The organism is Pseudoalteromonas sp. SA25, from assembly GCF_011378705.1.
GTDB lineage: Bacteria > Pseudomonadota > Gammaproteobacteria > Enterobacterales > Alteromonadaceae > Pseudoalteromonas > Pseudoalteromonas arctica.
Map to the genome: position 1 here is coordinate 104,967 of NZ_WTKV01000006.1, position 17,482 is coordinate 122,448.

At 37.4% G+C, this 17,482-nt stretch carries 16 protein-coding genes; 9 read left to right on the forward strand and 7 right to left on the reverse strand.

What is annotated here, in order from left to right:
- The first annotated feature begins 2 nt into the window (after window positions 1-2).
- The 8 genes from GQR45_RS06805 to GQR45_RS06840 all read left to right on the forward strand — a co-directional run bounded on the left by GQR45_RS06805 (window position 3) and on the right by GQR45_RS06840 (window position 6,044).
- The gene (locus GQR45_RS06805) at window positions 3-713 is read left to right on the forward strand and encodes an SDR family NAD(P)-dependent oxidoreductase (protein WP_007580704.1); all 711 of its coding nucleotides are present in this window, start codon (window positions 3-5) and stop codon (window positions 711-713) included.
- On the forward strand, window positions 710-1,966 hold the full coding sequence (locus tag GQR45_RS06810) for an FAD-dependent oxidoreductase (RefSeq protein WP_165725495.1): 1,257 nt from the start codon (window positions 710-712) through the stop codon (window positions 1,964-1,966). The genes GQR45_RS06805 and GQR45_RS06810 overlap by 4 nt, the downstream gene beginning before the upstream one ends.
- Window positions 1,959-2,696: a DUF1365 domain-containing protein gene (locus tag GQR45_RS06815; RefSeq protein ID WP_007580701.1), complete on the forward strand. Its 738-nt coding sequence runs from the start codon at window positions 1,959-1,961 to the stop codon at window positions 2,694-2,696. The genes GQR45_RS06810 and GQR45_RS06815 overlap by 8 nt, the downstream gene beginning before the upstream one ends.
- 37 nt (window positions 2,697-2,733) lie before the next feature.
- Window positions 2,734-3,996, forward strand: a complete 1,263-nt coding sequence (locus GQR45_RS06820; protein ID WP_165725496.1) for a cyclopropane-fatty-acyl-phospholipid synthase family protein — start codon at window positions 2,734-2,736, stop codon at window positions 3,994-3,996.
- Window positions 3,974-4,474, forward strand: coding sequence for a DUF2878 domain-containing protein (locus GQR45_RS06825; protein ID WP_007580697.1), 501 nt, complete (start codon window positions 3,974-3,976; stop codon window positions 4,472-4,474). Before GQR45_RS06820 ends, GQR45_RS06825 begins: the two co-directional genes overlap by 23 nt.
- A 54-nt stretch (window positions 4,475-4,528) precedes the next feature.
- Window positions 4,529-5,017, forward strand: a complete 489-nt coding sequence (locus GQR45_RS06830; protein WP_165725497.1) for a chalcone isomerase family protein — start codon at window positions 4,529-4,531, stop codon at window positions 5,015-5,017.
- A gap of 1 nt (window position 5,018) precedes the next feature.
- Entirely contained in the window at window positions 5,019-5,558 is a 540-nt protein-coding gene (locus tag GQR45_RS06835; protein ID WP_165725498.1) for a DUF3833 domain-containing protein, read from the forward strand.
- Window positions 5,559-5,768: 210 nt separating this feature from the next.
- Complete coding sequence (locus GQR45_RS06840) at window positions 5,769-6,044, forward strand: HU family DNA-binding protein (protein ID WP_002962474.1); 276 nt, start codon at window positions 5,769-5,771, stop codon at window positions 6,042-6,044.
- 92 nt (window positions 6,045-6,136) lie between these two features.
- On the opposite strand, the gene ilvN is transcribed toward GQR45_RS06840, so the two are convergent.
- Window positions 6,137-6,634: an acetolactate synthase small subunit gene (gene ilvN / locus GQR45_RS06845; protein ID WP_165725499.1), complete on the reverse strand. Its 498-nt coding sequence runs from the start codon at window positions 6,632-6,634 to the stop codon at window positions 6,137-6,139.
- Window positions 6,634-8,358 (reverse strand): acetolactate synthase 3 large subunit, encoded by a 1,725-nt coding sequence (locus tag GQR45_RS06850; protein WP_010552970.1) that lies wholly within the window; start codon window positions 8,356-8,358, stop codon window positions 6,634-6,636. The genes ilvN and GQR45_RS06850 overlap by 1 nt, the downstream gene beginning before the upstream one ends.
- Before the next feature lie 490 nt (window positions 8,359-8,848).
- Here GQR45_RS06850 and GQR45_RS06855 point away from each other — a divergent pair, with 490 nt between their 5' ends.
- Window positions 8,849-11,869, forward strand: a complete 3,021-nt coding sequence (locus tag GQR45_RS06855; protein WP_165725500.1) for an immune inhibitor A domain-containing protein — start codon at window positions 8,849-8,851, stop codon at window positions 11,867-11,869.
- Between the two features lie 67 nt (window positions 11,870-11,936).
- Here the strand turns inward: GQR45_RS06855 and GQR45_RS06860 are convergent, their stop codons facing one another.
- From GQR45_RS06860 to ppnN, 5 genes are all read right to left on the reverse strand, one after another.
- Window positions 11,937-12,944, reverse strand: a complete 1,008-nt coding sequence (locus GQR45_RS06860; protein WP_007580684.1) for an isocitrate dehydrogenase — start codon at window positions 12,942-12,944, stop codon at window positions 11,937-11,939.
- A 206-nt stretch (window positions 12,945-13,150) separates the two neighbouring features.
- On the reverse strand, window positions 13,151-14,839 hold the full coding sequence (locus tag GQR45_RS06865; RefSeq protein WP_165725501.1) for a hypothetical protein: 1,689 nt from the start codon (window positions 14,837-14,839) through the stop codon (window positions 13,151-13,153).
- An 11-nt stretch (window positions 14,840-14,850) separates the two neighbouring features.
- Window positions 14,851-15,234 (reverse strand): DUF3192 domain-containing protein, encoded by a 384-nt coding sequence (locus GQR45_RS06870; RefSeq protein ID WP_024591078.1) that lies wholly within the window; start codon window positions 15,232-15,234, stop codon window positions 14,851-14,853.
- A gap of 69 nt (window positions 15,235-15,303) precedes the next feature.
- Complete coding sequence (xni, locus tag GQR45_RS06875; protein WP_024609155.1) at window positions 15,304-16,077, reverse strand: flap endonuclease Xni; 774 nt, start codon at window positions 16,075-16,077, stop codon at window positions 15,304-15,306.
- A gap of 10 nt (window positions 16,078-16,087) precedes the next feature.
- Window positions 16,088-17,431 carry a nucleotide 5'-monophosphate nucleosidase PpnN gene (ppnN, locus tag GQR45_RS06880; protein ID WP_165725502.1) on the reverse strand — a complete coding sequence of 448 codons (1,344 nt, stop codon included), beginning with the start codon at window positions 17,429-17,431 and terminating at the stop codon, window positions 16,088-16,090.
- Window positions 17,432-17,482: the final 51 nt, after the last annotated feature.

Sequence of the window (17,482 nt, forward strand, 5' to 3'; positions counted from 1 at the left end):
TTATGATCACACTTATAACGGGTGCTACTTCTGGTATTGGTGAGCAGTTAGCAATTAAATATGCGCAGTTGGGAGACACTGTTATAGCTTGTGGCCGTAATAGTGAAAAGCTCGCTGAGCTTGCTAAATACGACAATATTCAAGCATGCAAATTTGATGCAACTAATCTACAAGACATTAAAGAGTCGACAGTTGGCTTTCCTCATTTTGACCGTGTTATTTTAAACGCGGGTAACTGTGAATATATAGATGACGCGCGAAATTTTGATAGTGCATTGTTTGAGCGTGTAATAAACGTAAATTTACTCTCTATGGGGTATTGCCTTGAGGCGCTACTTCCTAAAATAAATTCAGGTGGTCAGCTTGTTTTAGTCAGCTCAAGTGTTACCTACCTTGCGCTACCTCGTTCAGAAGCTTATGGTGCATCAAAAGCGGGTGTAAGTTACTTAGCAAAAAGCTTAGCTGTTGATTTAGATGATGTTGATGTGACTTTAGTTCACCCTGGCTTTGTGAAAACTCCGCTTACTAATAAAAATGATTTCCCGATGCCTATGGCCGTTACTGCTGAAAAAGCCGCAGATTATATGATTAAGGGAATACATAAGCGCCGAAAAGATGTTCACTTTCCGTACCGTTTTACACTTATATTAAAAGCATTACGTATTTTACCACTCCCAATTTGGCTTAAAATCGCAAAAGGATTAGCCCGTTGAAAAAAATAGCAATAATAGGAACTGGTGTATCTGGTTTAACATGTGGGCATTTGCTTCATAAACATTACGATGTAACCGTATTTGAAAAAAATGATTATATAGGTGGTCACACTGCAACGGTTGATGTTGATGTGTGCGGCATAAAATACGCAATAGATACTGGCTTTATTGTATTTAATGACAGAACATACCCATATTTTGAAAAGTTACTATCGCGTATTGGTGTAGATAAACAAACAACGCAAATGAGCTTTAGTGTTCATAACGAAGCCACTGGCTTTGAATACAATGGCCATACGTTTACAAGCCTGTTTGCACAGCGTCGTAATATTTTTAGACCTAAGTTTTGGCGATTATTGTACGACATTGTTAGGTTTAATAAGCTATGTAAAGCATTACATGAAAAAGATGATTACCAATCTGATCAATCATTAGGGCAACTGCTTAGTGACAATCACTTTAATGACTTTTTTAAATACCATTATATCCTTCCGATGGGCGCGGCTATTTGGTCTACCAGTATTAAAGAAATGGAAAATGTAGGCGTAGAGTTTTTTGTTAAGTTCTTCTTTAATCATGGCCTTTTAGATGTAACAAACAGACCACAGTGGTATGTAGTACCAGGTGGCTCTCGTCAGTATATTAAGCCACTGATCAGAGGTTTTGCTGATAAAATTAAGCTTAATACAGATATTAAATCTGTTACGCGTCAAAATGATGAAGTAACAATAGAGTTTGCCAGTGGTGAGCAAAGTAAGTTTGATAAAGTAATATTTGCTTGTCATTCAGATCAGGCGCTTGCACTACTTGGTGATGCGACTGAGCAAGAAAAGTCAGTATTGGGTGCAATAGCTTACACTGAGAATTCAGTTGTGCTGCACACCGATACAAATCTTTTACCAGATAGAAAAGCGGCATGGGCAAGTTGGAACTACCTACTTAATAACAACACTGATAAAGCAGCTGTTGTTACTTACCAAATGAATATTTTGCAAGGTATACAATCGGATACACAGTTTTGTGTAACGCTTAATCACCTTGAAGGAATAAGCCAAAGTAAAATTTTGCGCGAGTTTACTTATCATCACCCTGTATTTAACCAAGAGTCAATTGCTGCTCAAAAGCTTAAACACAGTATTGATGGACAAAACAATAGTTATTTTTGTGGTGCTTATTGGTACAATGGTTTTCATGAAGATGGCGTACACAGTGGTGTAGATGTAGCCAAGCAACTTGGGGTCGAATTTGACTAGTGCAGTGTATTTAGGCGATGTAAAACATCGCCGTTTTGCTGTTAAAGAACATCGTTTTAGTTACCCTTTGTATATGATGTGGGTAGATTTAAATAATCCTCAACAACTAAATGGTGTGCATAAGCACATAGGTACGTCAGGCTTAAAAGCGTTAAAATTTAATGAAGCTGATTATCTTAAAGATACCTCAGAACTTGCTAAACGACCTCTTATTGAGCGTGCGCATGATCAACTTGCCAATTTAGGTATTACTGAAACCTTTTCTCATATTTACATGCTAGGGCAGCTTCGTTGTTTTGGTGTGTATTTTAGCCCTGTTAATTTTTACTTTTTTGGCCACAACGACACCCGTTTTAAGTACATGATAGCTGAAGTGAGTAATACACCATGGAACGAACGTCATTATTATTTAGTCCCTTTAGAAAAAAAAGTGAACTTTAAGAAGGTTTTTTCCGTATCACCTTTTATGAATCTGGATATGAACTATCATTGGCATGTTAAACAATCGCCTGATAAAACATTGATACACATTGAAAATAAGCGAAATGAAGAGTTATTATTTGATGCAACACTTCGCTTGAAACGTAAAGAACTCACTAACGAAGAGATTAATAAGTTGTTTAAACGTTTTCCGGCCATGACATGGTCTATTTTCAAAGGTATTTATTATCAAGCATTAAAGTTGTTTATAAAGCGAGTGCCTTTTTTAGGTCACTCAGGTAAGCCATAAAGCACATAGGTAGTCAGGACAATTAATAGGTATTTTAATGGATAAAGTGTCGAGCTTAAATTGCGAACAAAGCACTAGTTGGTTAACTAATATATATAAAAAATTAGTGACTAAAGCCTTTTCGTCAATTGAAACAGGTCAAGTTGTTTTAATTGAAGGAAATGAGCGTACAGTTTTTGGTGATGTATCGTCTGCGTTAAAAGCAACAGTAACAGTTAATGATAAAGCTATGTATAAAGCGTTTGCGTTATCTGGGAGCGTTGGCGCTGGTGAAGCGTATATTTTGGGACATTGGTCTTGTGACAACTTAACTTCATTCATTGAGATATTTGCTATAAACGAAAAGCAACTCGATGAGTTTGAAAAAAAATTCGCATTTTTTAGTAATATCGCACACCGATTTAATCACATAAAAAACAAAAATTCAGAATCGGGTTCTAAGAAAAATATTGTTGCTCATTACGACTTAGGTAATGATTTGTACGAATCATTTTTAAGTAAAGAAATGCTTTATTCAAGTGCTGTGTATCCTACAAAAGAAGCGACACTTGAAGAGGCTCAACAATACAAGCTTAAACGCATTTGTGAGCAAGTTGAGCTTCAAAAAAATGATTCAGTAATTGAAATTGGTACAGGGTGGGGGGCATTTGCTATATATGCAGCCACACATTACGATTGCCATGTAACAACAACAACCATATCTGATGAGCAACATGATTATGTAGCTAACAAGATTGTTGAGCTTGGTCTTGAAAGTAAAATAACATTACTTAAGCTCGACTACAGACTACTAAAAGGTAAATACGACAAGCTTGTTTCTATTGAAATGATAGAAGCGGTTGGTCATGATTATTTGCCGAGCTTTTTCACTCAGTGTGGTGAGCTCCTAAAAGACGATGGTGCCATGCTTATTCAAGCAATTACTATTGGCGATCAGCGTTATAAGCATTATTTAAAAAACTCTGACTTTATCCAGCAGTATATTTTTCCGGGCGGATGTTTACCATCGCTTAACGAAATGAGTGAGCAGATTAAAAATAATACCGATATGGTTATTCATACTGTTAATGATATTGGTGCTCACTACGCAAGAACATTAGCAGACTGGCGAACTCGTTTTATAAAAAGTTGGCCTGATTTAGACCGCTCTAAATTTGATGAACGCTTTTATCGTTTATGGTTATTTTATTTTGCTTATTGTGAAGGTGCGTTTAGAGCCAGAGCAACAAGTACGGTACATTTAATGGCGCGTAAACCTCGTTTTACTAGTGATAACGATGATATTGCGTTCGGTTACTAATTTTGTTTTATTTCAAGCAGTGTGGTTTTTATCACTGCTGCTTGAAGCCAATTCGCTACTTTTTAGTGGCTTGATTATTGTTTTAATGTTTTGTTTGTCAAAGCAGAAAAAACAAGACTCCTTACTGTTAATTAAAGCCCTACCTTTAGCACTATTGTTAGAATTTATAGCGGTAAAGTTAGGCTTGTTAGAATTTAAAGTTTATCCCTTCCCTCTATGGCTCGTCTTTTTATGGGCTGCATTATTACTTTCTTTGAATACCTCTATGGTTTTTTTGAGTAAATTAAAGCTTTGGCAGGCCTTTTTGGTATGTATGGCATTTGCACCAGCAAGTTATTGGGCTGGTGCGCGCTTTGAAGTAATAAGTTTAGGTTTACCTTTATGGCAATTCTGGCTCGTTTACGGGGCGCTTTGGTCTACAGTGTTTACTGTTATTCTTTTTATAAACCAAAAAATCAAGTTATTCATCAATCGCTGATCTTCCACAATTTCTATTTCGTAACATTACCCATTGACTCAAAGGGAGCTTATTTTGAAATTTTTACTAAAGGCAGTTACTTTTTATTTGCTTACAACTTCAATTGTTTTAGCTAACACACAATTTAATAAAGTAGGCGAAGCACGAATGGAGTATTTATTTTGGGATGTATATGACGCCGTGCTATTTACCCCTTCAGGTAATTACAGCGCAGGAACACATCCTGTTAAGTTTAAGCTTACCTATTTACGTGACTTTGACGCTAAAGAAATAGTAAAAGCAACAAATGAGCAGTGGCAACATCTTGGAAAAGCAGGGCTGGCAGATAAATACGACCGTAAATTGTTGTCTATTTGGCCTGATATAAAAAAGGGTGACTCACTAACATTGGTGACAAATGAGCAAGGTATGAGCACTTTTTATCATAATGATGAAAAAATGGGTGAAATTGATGAACCTCAATTTTCGAGTGACTTTTTAGCTATTTGGCTTGATGAAAAAACCTCTGAGCCAAAACTACGAAAGCAATTATTAGGGAATTAATATGAACATATTAAACACGTTAAAAGCAGCTGTTATGAGCCTATCGGCTCTATTTTTAATTAGCTGTTCGGCACCAAATGTTGAACATTATAAAAATACATCGCCAAATTTCGACTTTAAAACGTTTTTTAGCGGAAATTTGAAAGCCTATGGTGTTGTACAAGACTTTAAAGGCGAATTGACCCGAAAGCTTGTCGTAGATATGAATGCGACTTGGGACGGTAACCAGGGCGTTATTGAAGAAGACTTTATTTATGATGATGGCGAAACCCAAAAGCGAATCTGGAAAATAACGTTAAATGAAGACAATAGTTTAACGGGGACAGCAGCTGATGTTATAGGTACAGCAAAAGGCAAAAGTGACGGCAGCGTATTTCATTGGAATTATGATGTAGAGCTTCCATACGATGGCAGTACTTTAGAAGTGAATTTTGACGATTGGATGTACTTGGTTACACAATCGCGCTTGATAAACCGCACATCTATTGTTAAGTTTGGAATCGAGGTCGGGGAAGTGACCTTAGTTATCGAAAAAATATAGCTTATTTGCCCAGTTGCTTAACTTGCGCCAAAATTGTACTCAAATTAAGTCTTTGTTAACCCAACACGCTGTATTCTACCGAGAATTATTTAAATTTTACTCATTTTTTAAGAATTTAAGCAAAAAATGCAATTTGCTGTTGCTAACTCTTTAAAAATGCATAAAGATAGGTTTTGCGAAGGCAAAATAATAACGAATAGGAATCTAACAATGAATAAAGCTCAATTAGTTGAAAAAATTGCTACTGATGCAGAAATCTCTAAAGCCGCTGCTACTCGTGCTCTTGACGCGTTTACAGGTGCTGTAACTTCTTCTTTAAAAGAAGGTGATTCAGTAGCATTAGTTGGTTTTGGTACTTTCTCAGTAAAAGAACGTGCAGCTCGCACTGGCCGTAACCCACAAACGGGTGCTGAGATCCAAATCGCAGCGGCAACTATCCCAAGCTTTAAAGCAGGTAAAGGTCTTAAAGACCAAGTAAACCCTTAATAGGTTTAACGAATTAAAATAAAAAAAGAGCTATTTAGCTCTTTTTTTTTATGTTTAATAAAGACATCAACTGATGCCTTTATATTATAAATTTATGCTTTTAAGGCTTTATCGCCTCGGCCAATGCCAACAGCACCAGAACGTACAACTTCAATAATATCGGTTTCATGACGAAGTGTGTCTAAAAACGATTCTATTTTGTCTGTACTACTCACTAGTTGCAGGCTATAGCTTTGTCGGCCCATATCTAAAATAACACCCTGGAACACATCAACTACGCGGGTAACCGCTGCACGAGTCGTCTCGTCTTGAGCAAATACCTTAACAAGCAATAACTCTCGCTCAATGTGACTCATTTCTGTTAAATCGATAATTTTAAGCACGTCGACTAATTTGTTAACTTGTTTTGTGATCTGCTCAACCACTCTTTCATCACCCATGGTGGTAATGGTAATACGTGATAACGACTGATCATCAGTTGTACCAACAGTTAGGCTGTCAATGTTGTATGCACGTTGTGAAAAAAGCCCAACAATCCGCGACAGTGCACCTGGTTCGTTTTCTAATAAAATAGATAAAATACGACGCATTATGCTTTTACTCCTTTACGTAACCACATCTCATCAATGCCACCTAACTTGATTTGCATTGGGTATACATGTTCTTTCTCGTCTACAAGAATATCTAAAAAGACTAAACGATCGTTTATGCTCATAGCTTTATCGATTGCAGGTTGTAACTCATCAAGTGTGTTTACTTTAATACCCACATGCCCGTAGCTTTCAACCAACTTAACAAAATCAGGCAGTGAGTCCATGTAAGATGATGAATGACGACCGCCGTAAACCATATCTTGCCATTGGCGTACCATACCTAAAGAGCGGTTATTGAGTGATACAACTTTTACAGCTAGGTTGTACTGCAAGCAGGTAGATAGCTCTTGAATATTCATTTGAATAGAGCCATCACCCGTAATACATACAGATTCTTTATCAGGAAAGGCTAATTTTACGCCCATAGCAGCAGGTAAGCCAAAGCCCATAGTGCCTAGGCCGCCTGAATTTATCCACTGACGAGGATGCTTAAATGGGTAATATTGCGCTGCAAACATTTGGTGCTGACCAACGTCAGAACTTACGTAAGCATCGCCATTAGTGGCTTTATAAACAGCTTCAATTACGGCTTGTGGCTTAATTTTGTCGCCATCTGTGTTGTAGCTTAAACATTTTTGTTCACGCCAGCTGATAATTTGGCGCCACCAATCTTCTTGCGCGCTGCGATCTATTTTAATTGGGCTTTTATCAATACCCGTTTGTAGTTGTTCTAGTACTGTTGCTAAGCAACCTACAACCGGTATATGTGCTTTGATTGTTTTTGAAATTGAAGTTGGATCTACATCTACATGTACAATTGTGGCATTAGGACAAAACTTTTTAACGTTATTAGTTACCCTGTCATCAAATCGTGCACCAAGCGCTAAAATCACATCGGCGTTTGCCATTGCTTTGTTAGCCTCAAGCGTGCCGTGCATGCCTAGCATACCTACAAAATTTGGATGTACACCTGATATACCGCCAAGCCCCATTAGTGTATTGGTAATGGGTGCATTTAACGATTCAACTAAATGCGTTAATTGCTCTGACGTATTTGAAATAACAATACCACCGCCAGAGTAGATAACCAGTTTTTTGGCCTCTAGAATAGTTGTTACCGCTTTACGAATTTGTTTTGAATGCCCTTTAGTATTGGGGCTGTATGTTCTTAGCTCTGTTGTTTTAGGAAATTCGTATTCAAACTTTATAGCAGGGTTAAGCATATCTTTAGGAAGCTCAACTACAACAGGTCCAGGACGACCTGTACTGGCTATATAAAAGGCTTTAGCTAAGATTGTTGGGATTTCTTTAGCACTTCTACAGTTAAAGCTGTGTTTAACTATAGGGCGAGAACAGCCAACAATATCAGTTTCTTGGAATGCATCGTCGCCAATTAAACTTGTAGGCACTTGGCCTGACAATACAACCATAGGAATTGAATCCATGTAGGCCGTTGCAATACCCGTTATACAGTTTGTAGCGCCAGGGCCTGAGGTTGCAAGTACAACACCAACGTCTCCAGTAGCACGAGCATAACCATCAGCCATATGTGTGGCAGCTTGTTCATGACGTACTAATATATGCTCAATATCATCTTGCTGAAAAAGTGCATCATATAAGTCTAAAACCGAACCACCGGGGTAGCCAAATATGTATTTTACCTTTAACTCTTTTAATGCCTGAACTACTAGTTCAGAGCCATTATATTCTTGTTTGCTCATCCTCATTCCTCTGTGCGCTTTTTTTATGCATAAAAAAACCCCCGCGTAGTGCGAGGGTTTTTAAAAAGCAGTATCACCTTTTAATACATCCCCGCTGGGCTTATAACTAAGACCAGTACGAGTACGACTAAAAGGTTAATTTGTGTGTTCATAGTTTTTACTCTACTTAGCAAAACACTGCTTTTAAATTAAAAATTCTGTATAGGTTTATTTTTAAGGGTTTTGAACCCTTATGTCAACCTTGAAAGTGTTTTTTTGCATTTTAAATTCGTTTTGTAGCTTTTTTTAATTTAAATCTGCAGAAATACTGTATTTAACTGAGTTAACTAGCAGAAATTATGCGTTTTAGGTTGTGTGTTTGATTTTAGTTATAAAAAAGTGTGAAAGACCATTAACTTTTATTGCACATGTTAACTATATGTTTTTATCGCATGTTTAAATTTTTATTATTAGGTATGATTACTACATAATTATGTTTGAGGAAAACACAGTGAAAAAAGTGACGTTAATTGCACTTTTAACTACGCTATTAAGCCCTATAGTAGCGGCTAATAATTTAAGCCCGCATGATGTTGGTATAACTAACGAAGAACGTATTTTATATTGGTTTAAAAAAAGAGACCAAATATCCTCTAGTGAGTTAGATAGTTCATTTAAGTCATATATGAGTAACAAAAACGCTGCCAATCACTCAATTAAAAATGGCTTTAGGCGATTTAAATCTTCCTCTACGGATTTTTCAAACACAAATAAACAACAAGCCGCTTTTTCAACGTCGCTAGTGCCTGATCAAAGCGTTAATGATGTAAAAGTGTTAGCTATCTTAATTGATTTTCCTGACCTCAAACATGACGATAATCGACTTGTAGAGCAAGACACAGATATGTTTTACGCTGATTATTCAACTGAACACTATCAGCAAATGCTTTTTAATACTCAAGGTTATGCGGGCCCTGATGGACAAAGCTTATCAACGGCTGCAGATTATTATAAAGCAGCGTCTGGTAATAGCTTAAATTTTAACGGGCAAGTATATGGCTGGTTAACCGCTGATAGTAATGCAAAAATATATGGTGAACGCCAAGGCAGTACGCGTGATAAAAATGCGCCCGCTTTAGTCAAAGAGGCTGTGGAGAAGGCAGTTGCAAAGTTTAATATTAATTTAGCGGACTACGATTTAACTGATTTAGATGATGTTGATGGCGATGGAATTATTAATGAACCCAATGGCATTATTGACCATGTAATGATTTTTCATTCAAGTATTGGCGAGGAAGCGGGTGGTGGTTACCTAAGCACCGATGCTATTTGGTCGCACCGCTATTATGTATTTGATGAAAATAGCGGGCCGAGCGAGATTGCAGGCAGCAGTATTAAACTCTTTGGTTACACAATTAATCCAATTGATGCTGGGATTGGCGTGGTGGTGCATGAGTTTGGGCATGACTTGGGATTATTAGATGAATACGACTTACAATCTAACACGGTAGGTGAGCCTGTCGCGTCTTGGTCAGTTATGTCAACAGGAAGTTGGGCAGGTTCTCCACGAGGCTCAGAGCCTGTTATGTTTAGCCCTTATGCGCTTGAATATTTACAAAATCGATACCAGGGTAATTGGGTTAATCAGCTCACGCTTGATATGGATGAGATAGATGCTAACGCACAGCAAACATTAATTAATACTGCGAGTACTTCACAACTACAAAGCCAAATAAAAATAACACTGCCATCTCGACTCGAAAAATTTAAAACGCCAGTAGAAGGCGATTTTCAATACTATTCAAATACGGGCGACAATGTTAGTAACAGCTTAGTTAATACAGTAACGCTACCAAACACAACTGAGGCACTTACTTTAAGCTTTATTGCTTATTATAGTATTGAGCGCGACTATGATTTAGTACAGGTAAAAGTAAATGGGGAGCCTATTGCTAGTAATTATACGCAAGCAATAAACCCATACTATGGTGACATTGGTCCGTATATATCAGGTGATTCATTTTTTAATAGTGATGCTAAGCAGCCTAACGGCTATTTAACTCATAAGTTTGATTTATCAGCTTATGCTGGGCAAATGATTGATCTAAGAATTGAATACATAACAGATGCGAACACACATTATTACGGGTTTGTTGTTGATGATATGCGCATTGAGCAAAGTGATACTTTAATTTGGCAAAATAATGCACAAGATCAAGTTAACACTGAGTTTAATGGCTTTGAAAAAGTTGGTAGTTACACATATGCATCGCCATCACATTACTATTTACAATTGCGTTCATACACAGGCGTTGACAGTAGTTTGCAAGCAGAGCAGTACTCACCGGGGTTATTATTGTGGTACAGCAATGAATCTCAAGCAGATAATAACACTACCGAGCATCCAGGCAGTGGTTTTGCATTAGTGGTAGATGCCGATCAGCGCTCAATAAATAAAGGCAGTACGCAAACCCCGGCTACTTCAGCAATTCAAATTCGTGATGCTGCTTTTAGTCTATATCAACAAAGGGCTGGGTTAGGTGATGATGATTTATCAGCTATTACAGAGTTTACTGATAAAACCGACTATAGTTTTTCAGCGCAACAGCCATCGGGCGTTGTGCTTCCACAGGTTGGCTTTGGGTTTAATATTATAAGCCAGTCAGCTGATAGTGAAGATATAGAAGTAGAGCTTAATTACGATGTTACTAAGGGTATTAATTTTACCAAAACAGGTTTAATCGTTAATTTTAATGTAGAAGGTTTTGCACTCACGCCAGCGGATAAATTCACGTGGAATTTTGACGATGGTAGCTCAAGCACAGAGTTAACGCCTACTCATGAATATCAAGACTATGGCACCTATAGCGTTGAGTTTATGGCAAGTAATGATACTTCACAGCAAGTAGCTGTAGCTCAAGTTACATTAGTTGAGCCATTATCTGTAAATGAAATTGAATATGAAATAAACCAAGGAATATTAACTGCTCAAGCTTCGTTTACAGGTGGAGTCGCACCGTATACTTATAATTGGCAGCTAGGGGATGGAAGTACTTTAACGACGCAATCGCTCACTTATAATTATTTATACTCTGGTGATTACCAAGTAACGCTTACAGTGACAGATAACGAAGGCACGGAGCAAACTAAAGCGGTTGATGTAACTGCAACTGTTCCGCTTAGCATAGACGCAAACGTTACAGTAAATGATTTAAGCGCTCAATTTAATGCGCAAGTAACCGGCGGCTTTAATAGTTATACTTACAGTTGGGATTTTGGTGATGGCAGTGCAGTATCAAACTTACAAAACCCAAGGCATACTTATCAAACTGACGGGGCATTTAGTGTAACGTTGAATGTTACTGATACTCAAACAAATGATACTTTTGCTAAAGAGTTATCTCTTACAGTACAAAAGCAACAAAGTAGTTCGGGTTCAAGTGGCGGATCATTGGCAGGTTTATTAGGATTACTACTGTTAAGTTTATTTAGGTTTAATACTAACCTGCATAAATACACCAGGTTGGTATAAGCTTAATTAACAAATAAAAAAAAGCCCGCTAAATTAGCGGGCTATTTAAATTAATAACAAATATTAATTATAAACGGTCAATTACTGATTGAGTGAAATCAGTTGTACCGTGGCTGCCGCCTAAATCGCGAGTTGTACGGTCGCCTGATTTAATTACATCAGCAACAGCACTACGAATACGCTCTGCTGTATCGCCCATATCTAAATGCTCAAGCATTTGGATAGACGCTAAAATTACAGATGTTGGGTTAGCTAGGTTTTTGCCAGCAATATCTGGTGCACTACCGTGTACAGCTTCAAAAATTGCAGCGTCTTCACCAATGTTAGCACCTGGAGCCATACCTAAACCGCCAACTAAACCAGCACAAAGGTCAGATAAAATATCACCAAATAAGTTAGTCGTAACAATTACGTCAAACTCTTCAGGTGTCATTACCAGTTTCATACACGTTGCATCAACAATCATTTCATTTGATTCAATTTGTGGGTAACGCTCAGCTACTTCACGTGCTACTTTTAAAAACAAACCAGATGTTGATTTTAAAATGTTAGCTTTATGAACAGCAGTTACTTTTTTACGACCTTCACGTACCGCTAGCTCATATGCAAAAGTTACGATTTTTTCTGCGCCTTCACGCGTAATTATCGATTTTGCTTCTGCTTCATTACCGTCTTCACTTACTATTTGGCCTGCACCTGAGTACATACCTTGCGTATTTTCACGAATAGTAATGATATCAATATCGTCGTAACGTGCTTTAGTGCCAACAAATGATTTAACAGGGCGTACGTTAGCGTATAAACCAAATTGCTTACGAAGTGTAACGTTAATAGACGTAAAACCTTCACCTACAGGCGTTGTTAATGGGCCTTTAAGAGTGATTTTGTTTCTAGCTATTGTATCAACCGTGTCTTGTGGAAGTAACTCACCTGTTTTTTCAAGTGCAGCTAGGCCAGCATCAACAAATTCATAATCAAAGTCGCAACCTGCGGCTTTTAATATTTCAAGTGCTGAGTCGATAATGCTCGGACCGATGCCGTCGCCTTTGATCACTGTGATGGTTTGTTTGGCCATTGACTTTTCCTTTAAAGAGTTTGATTTGCACATAAATTATTACCCTGAGAGGATAATCGCTTGTTAGATCATTTATGTGAACGTGCTTGAAAATTTAAGGGCGCATTTATATCAACTTATCACCCATTTTGCTAGTTTATACAAGAAATACTGGGTATACACCAAAGTTATAATGGGTATAAAGACGTTAAATAGGGTCCCATAAATTAAATACTATTAAATAACGCGAGAGATTCTAATTTTTGATTAAAATCAGTTGGGTTTTGCCAATTTAGTATTTTCAGTTGTTCGTTTAATGTTTGCAGTTGCCACGCTGTTAGCGCAAGTTCTGGTTTAAAAACACTCTGGGCAACAATTTTAAGTGTGATCCAGAGTTTATGAGAATCAGTTAAGTGTTTTTTAGGTGTTTGCTCTGCTTCTAAAAGTGCCGTTGTCCATGGGTTGTCACTTAATAAATGAGTAAGCTGTTGCGTTAGTTGCTCGTTATTAATTGAATCTACTCCAAAAAATGAGCAAATAGGGGCACTCAATGTTTTATTTGGTGTGTCGTCAATCAGCGTTTTACGAGAAAGCTGTGTACTGCATTGCGTTAATAAAAAGTGAGCATAAGCATATAAAGGTAATGTAATGTGTTCAAACTGGTCATGTTTATTTTTACTGACTAATAAGGCCATTATTTTTACTAAACCATTTAATCTGTTAGTAACGTAGGCTTGCAGAGGGTGTGGGGTAACATTAACTAATTGCTCAAAAACAACTCTTTGAATTATCGCAGGTGCATTATAATAACCGACCATCGATAAACTATGCTTTAAGTCTTTAGCGGCCTGATGCTCCTTATTATAAGGTTTTACTGCCTCACATAAATTAGCAACTACCTGAGGGTGAGCCGCCATTAGCTGGTTTAGCCCTTTATAGCTATATTCGTGCTGTGACTTAATATTACTTATTAGTTCAAGTAAAGACTGTGCTTTATCAACGCCAACCACACTTTTTGACTTAACATGTTCACTGTTAAACACTTTAAAGCTAATGGTTTTATCAGCGCAATGCCATTGTTTTGGGTTGTCGGTAAGCGTTGCTTTAACGCTAAACCAAGCCAATTTATTTGGATTAGCGGTACTAATTAAAATATGTTTTTGCTGCGCATCAGTCGCTAAATAAATCATGGTTTGCTCGGCATAAAAAACGCGGCTTCCCGGTAACAGTGGCCCCAAATGAGCTATAAGTGATTTGATTAGCTGCAGTGCAAACAAATTTGGTGTGCGAATGTACAAGTCAGTAAGTGCTTTAAATAAACTCATGTGTTTATTAGCCGTATTACTAGTAATGTTCATACTAATAATATTTGCTAAAGCAATTAGTGTTATGCCCCCATCGTAAAGCATTATTTTAGGAGCACTTACCAATGCTTGTTTATATTTACTTAACTTAGCTAATAATTGCGTAACGGGTTTGGCAGAATCGCCACTGGATAACATTACTTTTGCGGCTAACTGATGACGCATTTTCCATATATTTTTATCAGAGTCTTGAAAAGGTGTTTGCTCACAGAGCTTGTTTAATTGCGTTCCAACACATAAATGCTCAATGAGTGAAGCCGCTATGTATAGCTCGCTTAGGGCATTGTTATAGTGTTGAGATTTACAAAGTGCAGCGGTTATTACACTCTGGCTAACAACTAAATTGGTGGCATAAGAATAATTAGGATTATAAAGTGTTAAACGAGCTTGTAATGCGAATGGCTGTTCACTATAGAGCACTCTATATTGCTCAGCTAGCTTACTTGCCATGGGGTATAAGGCTGTCCATTTTTGTTTATTGTTATAATAGCTTAAAAACAGCTGCGTATTATTAAGCAGCTGCTCTAAAGTAGTTGAAACAGCTTCATCCATTAAACCTTCACCTAATTTTGTTCTTGATATTTATTATATGCACTAGGACCCCATAAAAATAGCTGCCCATTTTTAAATAATAACCCAGTACATTCATCCATAGTGGTTATACCGTCAGATGTTTTATGCTGTGTGCGGTAAAAAACAATCTGAAATACCTGTTCACCATCTCGTTTGGCATAAGTAAGGTCGGGGCTGCCTAAATAATCAAGCACAGTATTTAGTGTTGTTGGCTGCTCAAGTGATAGTTTTTCGATATAACGTTTATTAAAAGCTTCTCGGTCTTGCCAGATCATAGCCTGAGGATCGTCTTTATAAAAAGTGATCACCAAGGCTGCTATCAGTGCATATAGCCCTAAACCTAAGATTAAATATCGGATAAATTTTTTCAATATGGTTTACTCTGACTCCGGTAACTAATAATAGTATACGTTTTGTAATGTTTAGAGGCTATTAACTTGCGACTAATTAAGTCTTAACTGCTTTAAACTAAAGCCTAAATTTATATCGGTGCGTAAACTAACCAAGTGCTTTGAGATTACGTACATATCCATATTAGCGGCTAACTTTGCTTTAATACTCGGGCTTAGAGACTCATCTTCGGCCGCATGCTCAATTGAATTATAGTTATTAACTATTTGCTGCGCAGACTTAGTACCGATTCCTTTTACTCCCGGAATATCATTTGTTTTATCACCAGCCAAAGCCCAAAAATCAACGAGTTTATTTTGCTCAACACCAAAACGCTCTTTTATACTTGTCTCATCTAAATAGAGTTTTTTAAAGTAATCATAAACTGTAATGTAGGGGCCTATATAGGGTAAAAAGCCTTTATCAGTAGAAACAACAGTATTAGCTATTTGATTATTTGATGCCTTAAACGCAAGCGTTGCAATAATGTCATCGGCTTCATCGTTAATAGGCTCAAATACAACAATACCGGTTTCTTCTATTGCGGTTTTAAAGTGCTCTAAGGCATCTTTTAGCACTTGAGGCATTGGGGCGCGGGAGTGTTTGTAGTCTTTATAAAAATGATAACGCCAGCTTTTGTCACCATCAAATACCGCAATCGCATGGGTTGCATTACTTGTATCTAAAAGCTTTTTACACGCATGAGCTACACGTGCACAGCACGTTTGTATCATTTGTTCATCGCTGTGATGTTTTTGATTAGCGTCAACGGCGTAAATGCGCCTAATTAAATTAAGCGCATCAATAAGAAGTAAATGGGGTTTCAAACTATAAAACTCATGCTTTTATTTTGTAACACGGAATGTATTTGCTGCCAGGGAGTTTCATACGGCCTTGATCAACAAATGCTTGTAATAACGTATCCATATTTTCCATAAGGGCAGGCTCGCCACTTAAAATGTATGGACCGTTATGCTTAATGGCTTTAACGCCTTCGTCTTTTACATTTCCAGCTACAATACCTGAAAAAGCTCTGCGTAAATTAGCCGCTAATAACTGCTTTGGTTGATCAAGATGTAAATCAAGACTTGCCATATTTTCGTGTGTTGGTGCAAAAGGTTGTTGAAAATCGTTATCGATTTTTAACGTCCAGTTAAAGTAGTAGGCATCGCCTTCACTTTTACGGTAATCACGAACATTGGCCATAGCCGATCTTAGCTTTTGTCCAACTAACTCAGGATTATCAATAATAACTTCAAACTTATCTAATGCTTCTTTACCAAGCGTCATTTCAACAAATTCACACAGCTCTTTAAAGTACGCTTCACTTTCTTTAGGGCCAGTTAAAATCACAGGCAAACATTGTTTGGTGTTATCTGGATGAAGTAATATGCCTAATAAATATAGCAATTCTTCAGCAGTACCTGCGCCACCAGGAAAAATGATAATAGCGTGAGCTGTTCTTATAAAAGCTTCAAGGCGCTTTTCAATGTCAGGTAAAATAACTAATTCGTTAACAATAGGGTTTGGTGGCTCTGCAGCAATAATGCTTGGCTCTGTTAGGCCTAAGTAACGGTTATTGGTATTGCGCTGTTTTGCATGGCCAATAGTGGCACCTTTCATTGGGCCTTTCATGGCACCAGGGCCACAACCAGTACAAATATTTAATCCACGTAAGCCAAGCTCGTAACCTACTTGTTTTGTGTATTTATATTCAACTTCATTTATTGAGTGTCCGCCCCAGCAAACAACCATACTTGGTTCGCTATTAACACGCAAAGCACCTGCATTTCTGAGCATATCGAATACCATATGAGTAATGGCTTTTTGCTCTTTTAAATCTTTTTCGTATTTTTGACAAATAAACAAAATATCGCGAATAACAGAAAATATATGCTCGTGAATTCCGGTAATTATTTCGCCATCAACAAATGCGGTTTCGGGTGGGTTTTCAAGCTCAATTTTAATGCCTCGTTCGCGGCTTACTAAACGAATATCAAAATCTTTGTATTTGTCGTATATATCGCTACTCTCGTCAGTATGGCTACCTACATTAAGCACTGCTAGTACGCAGTTTCTAAATAACTTATAACGCTCACTAGCAGAAGATTGCTCTAATAAATCAACTTCTAATTGCGACAGTAAATCTAAAACCCCAGTTGGGTTTAACTGTATTAACATAGACGTTCTCCTTACTGCTAAATCGTAAAAAACTACTTGTCATAAAATTTA

Bases quoted from the DNA above. Each gene is read 5' to 3' on its own strand.
- GQR45_RS06805 (WP_007580704.1), top strand. From the start codon at position 3: ATGATCACACTTATAACGGGTGCTACTTCTGGTATTGGTGAGCAGTTA.
- GQR45_RS06820 (WP_165725496.1), top strand. From the start codon at position 2,734: ATGGATAAAGTGTCGAGCTTAAATTGCGAACAAAGCACTAGTTGGTTA.
- GQR45_RS06825 (WP_007580697.1), top strand. From the start codon at position 3,974: ATGATATTGCGTTCGGTTACTAATTTTGTTTTATTTCAAGCAGTGTGG.
- GQR45_RS06835 (WP_165725498.1), top strand. From the start codon at position 5,019: ATGAACATATTAAACACGTTAAAAGCAGCTGTTATGAGCCTATCGGCT.
- GQR45_RS06840 (WP_002962474.1), top strand. From the start codon at position 5,769: ATGAATAAAGCTCAATTAGTTGAAAAAATTGCTACTGATGCAGAAATC.
- ilvN (WP_165725499.1), bottom strand. From the start codon at position 6,634: ATGCGTCGTATTTTATCTATTTTATTAGAAAACGAACCAGGTGCACTG.
- GQR45_RS06850 (WP_010552970.1), bottom strand. From the start codon at position 8,358: ATGAGCAAACAAGAATATAATGGCTCTGAACTAGTAGTTCAGGCATTA.
- GQR45_RS06860 (WP_007580684.1), bottom strand. From the start codon at position 12,944: ATGGCCAAACAAACCATCACAGTGATCAAAGGCGACGGCATCGGTCCG.
- GQR45_RS06865 (WP_165725501.1), bottom strand. From the start codon at position 14,839: ATGGATGAAGCTGTTTCAACTACTTTAGAGCAGCTGCTTAATAATACG.
- ppnN (WP_165725502.1), bottom strand. From the start codon at position 17,431: ATGTTAATACAGTTAAACCCAACTGGGGTTTTAGATTTACTGTCGCAA.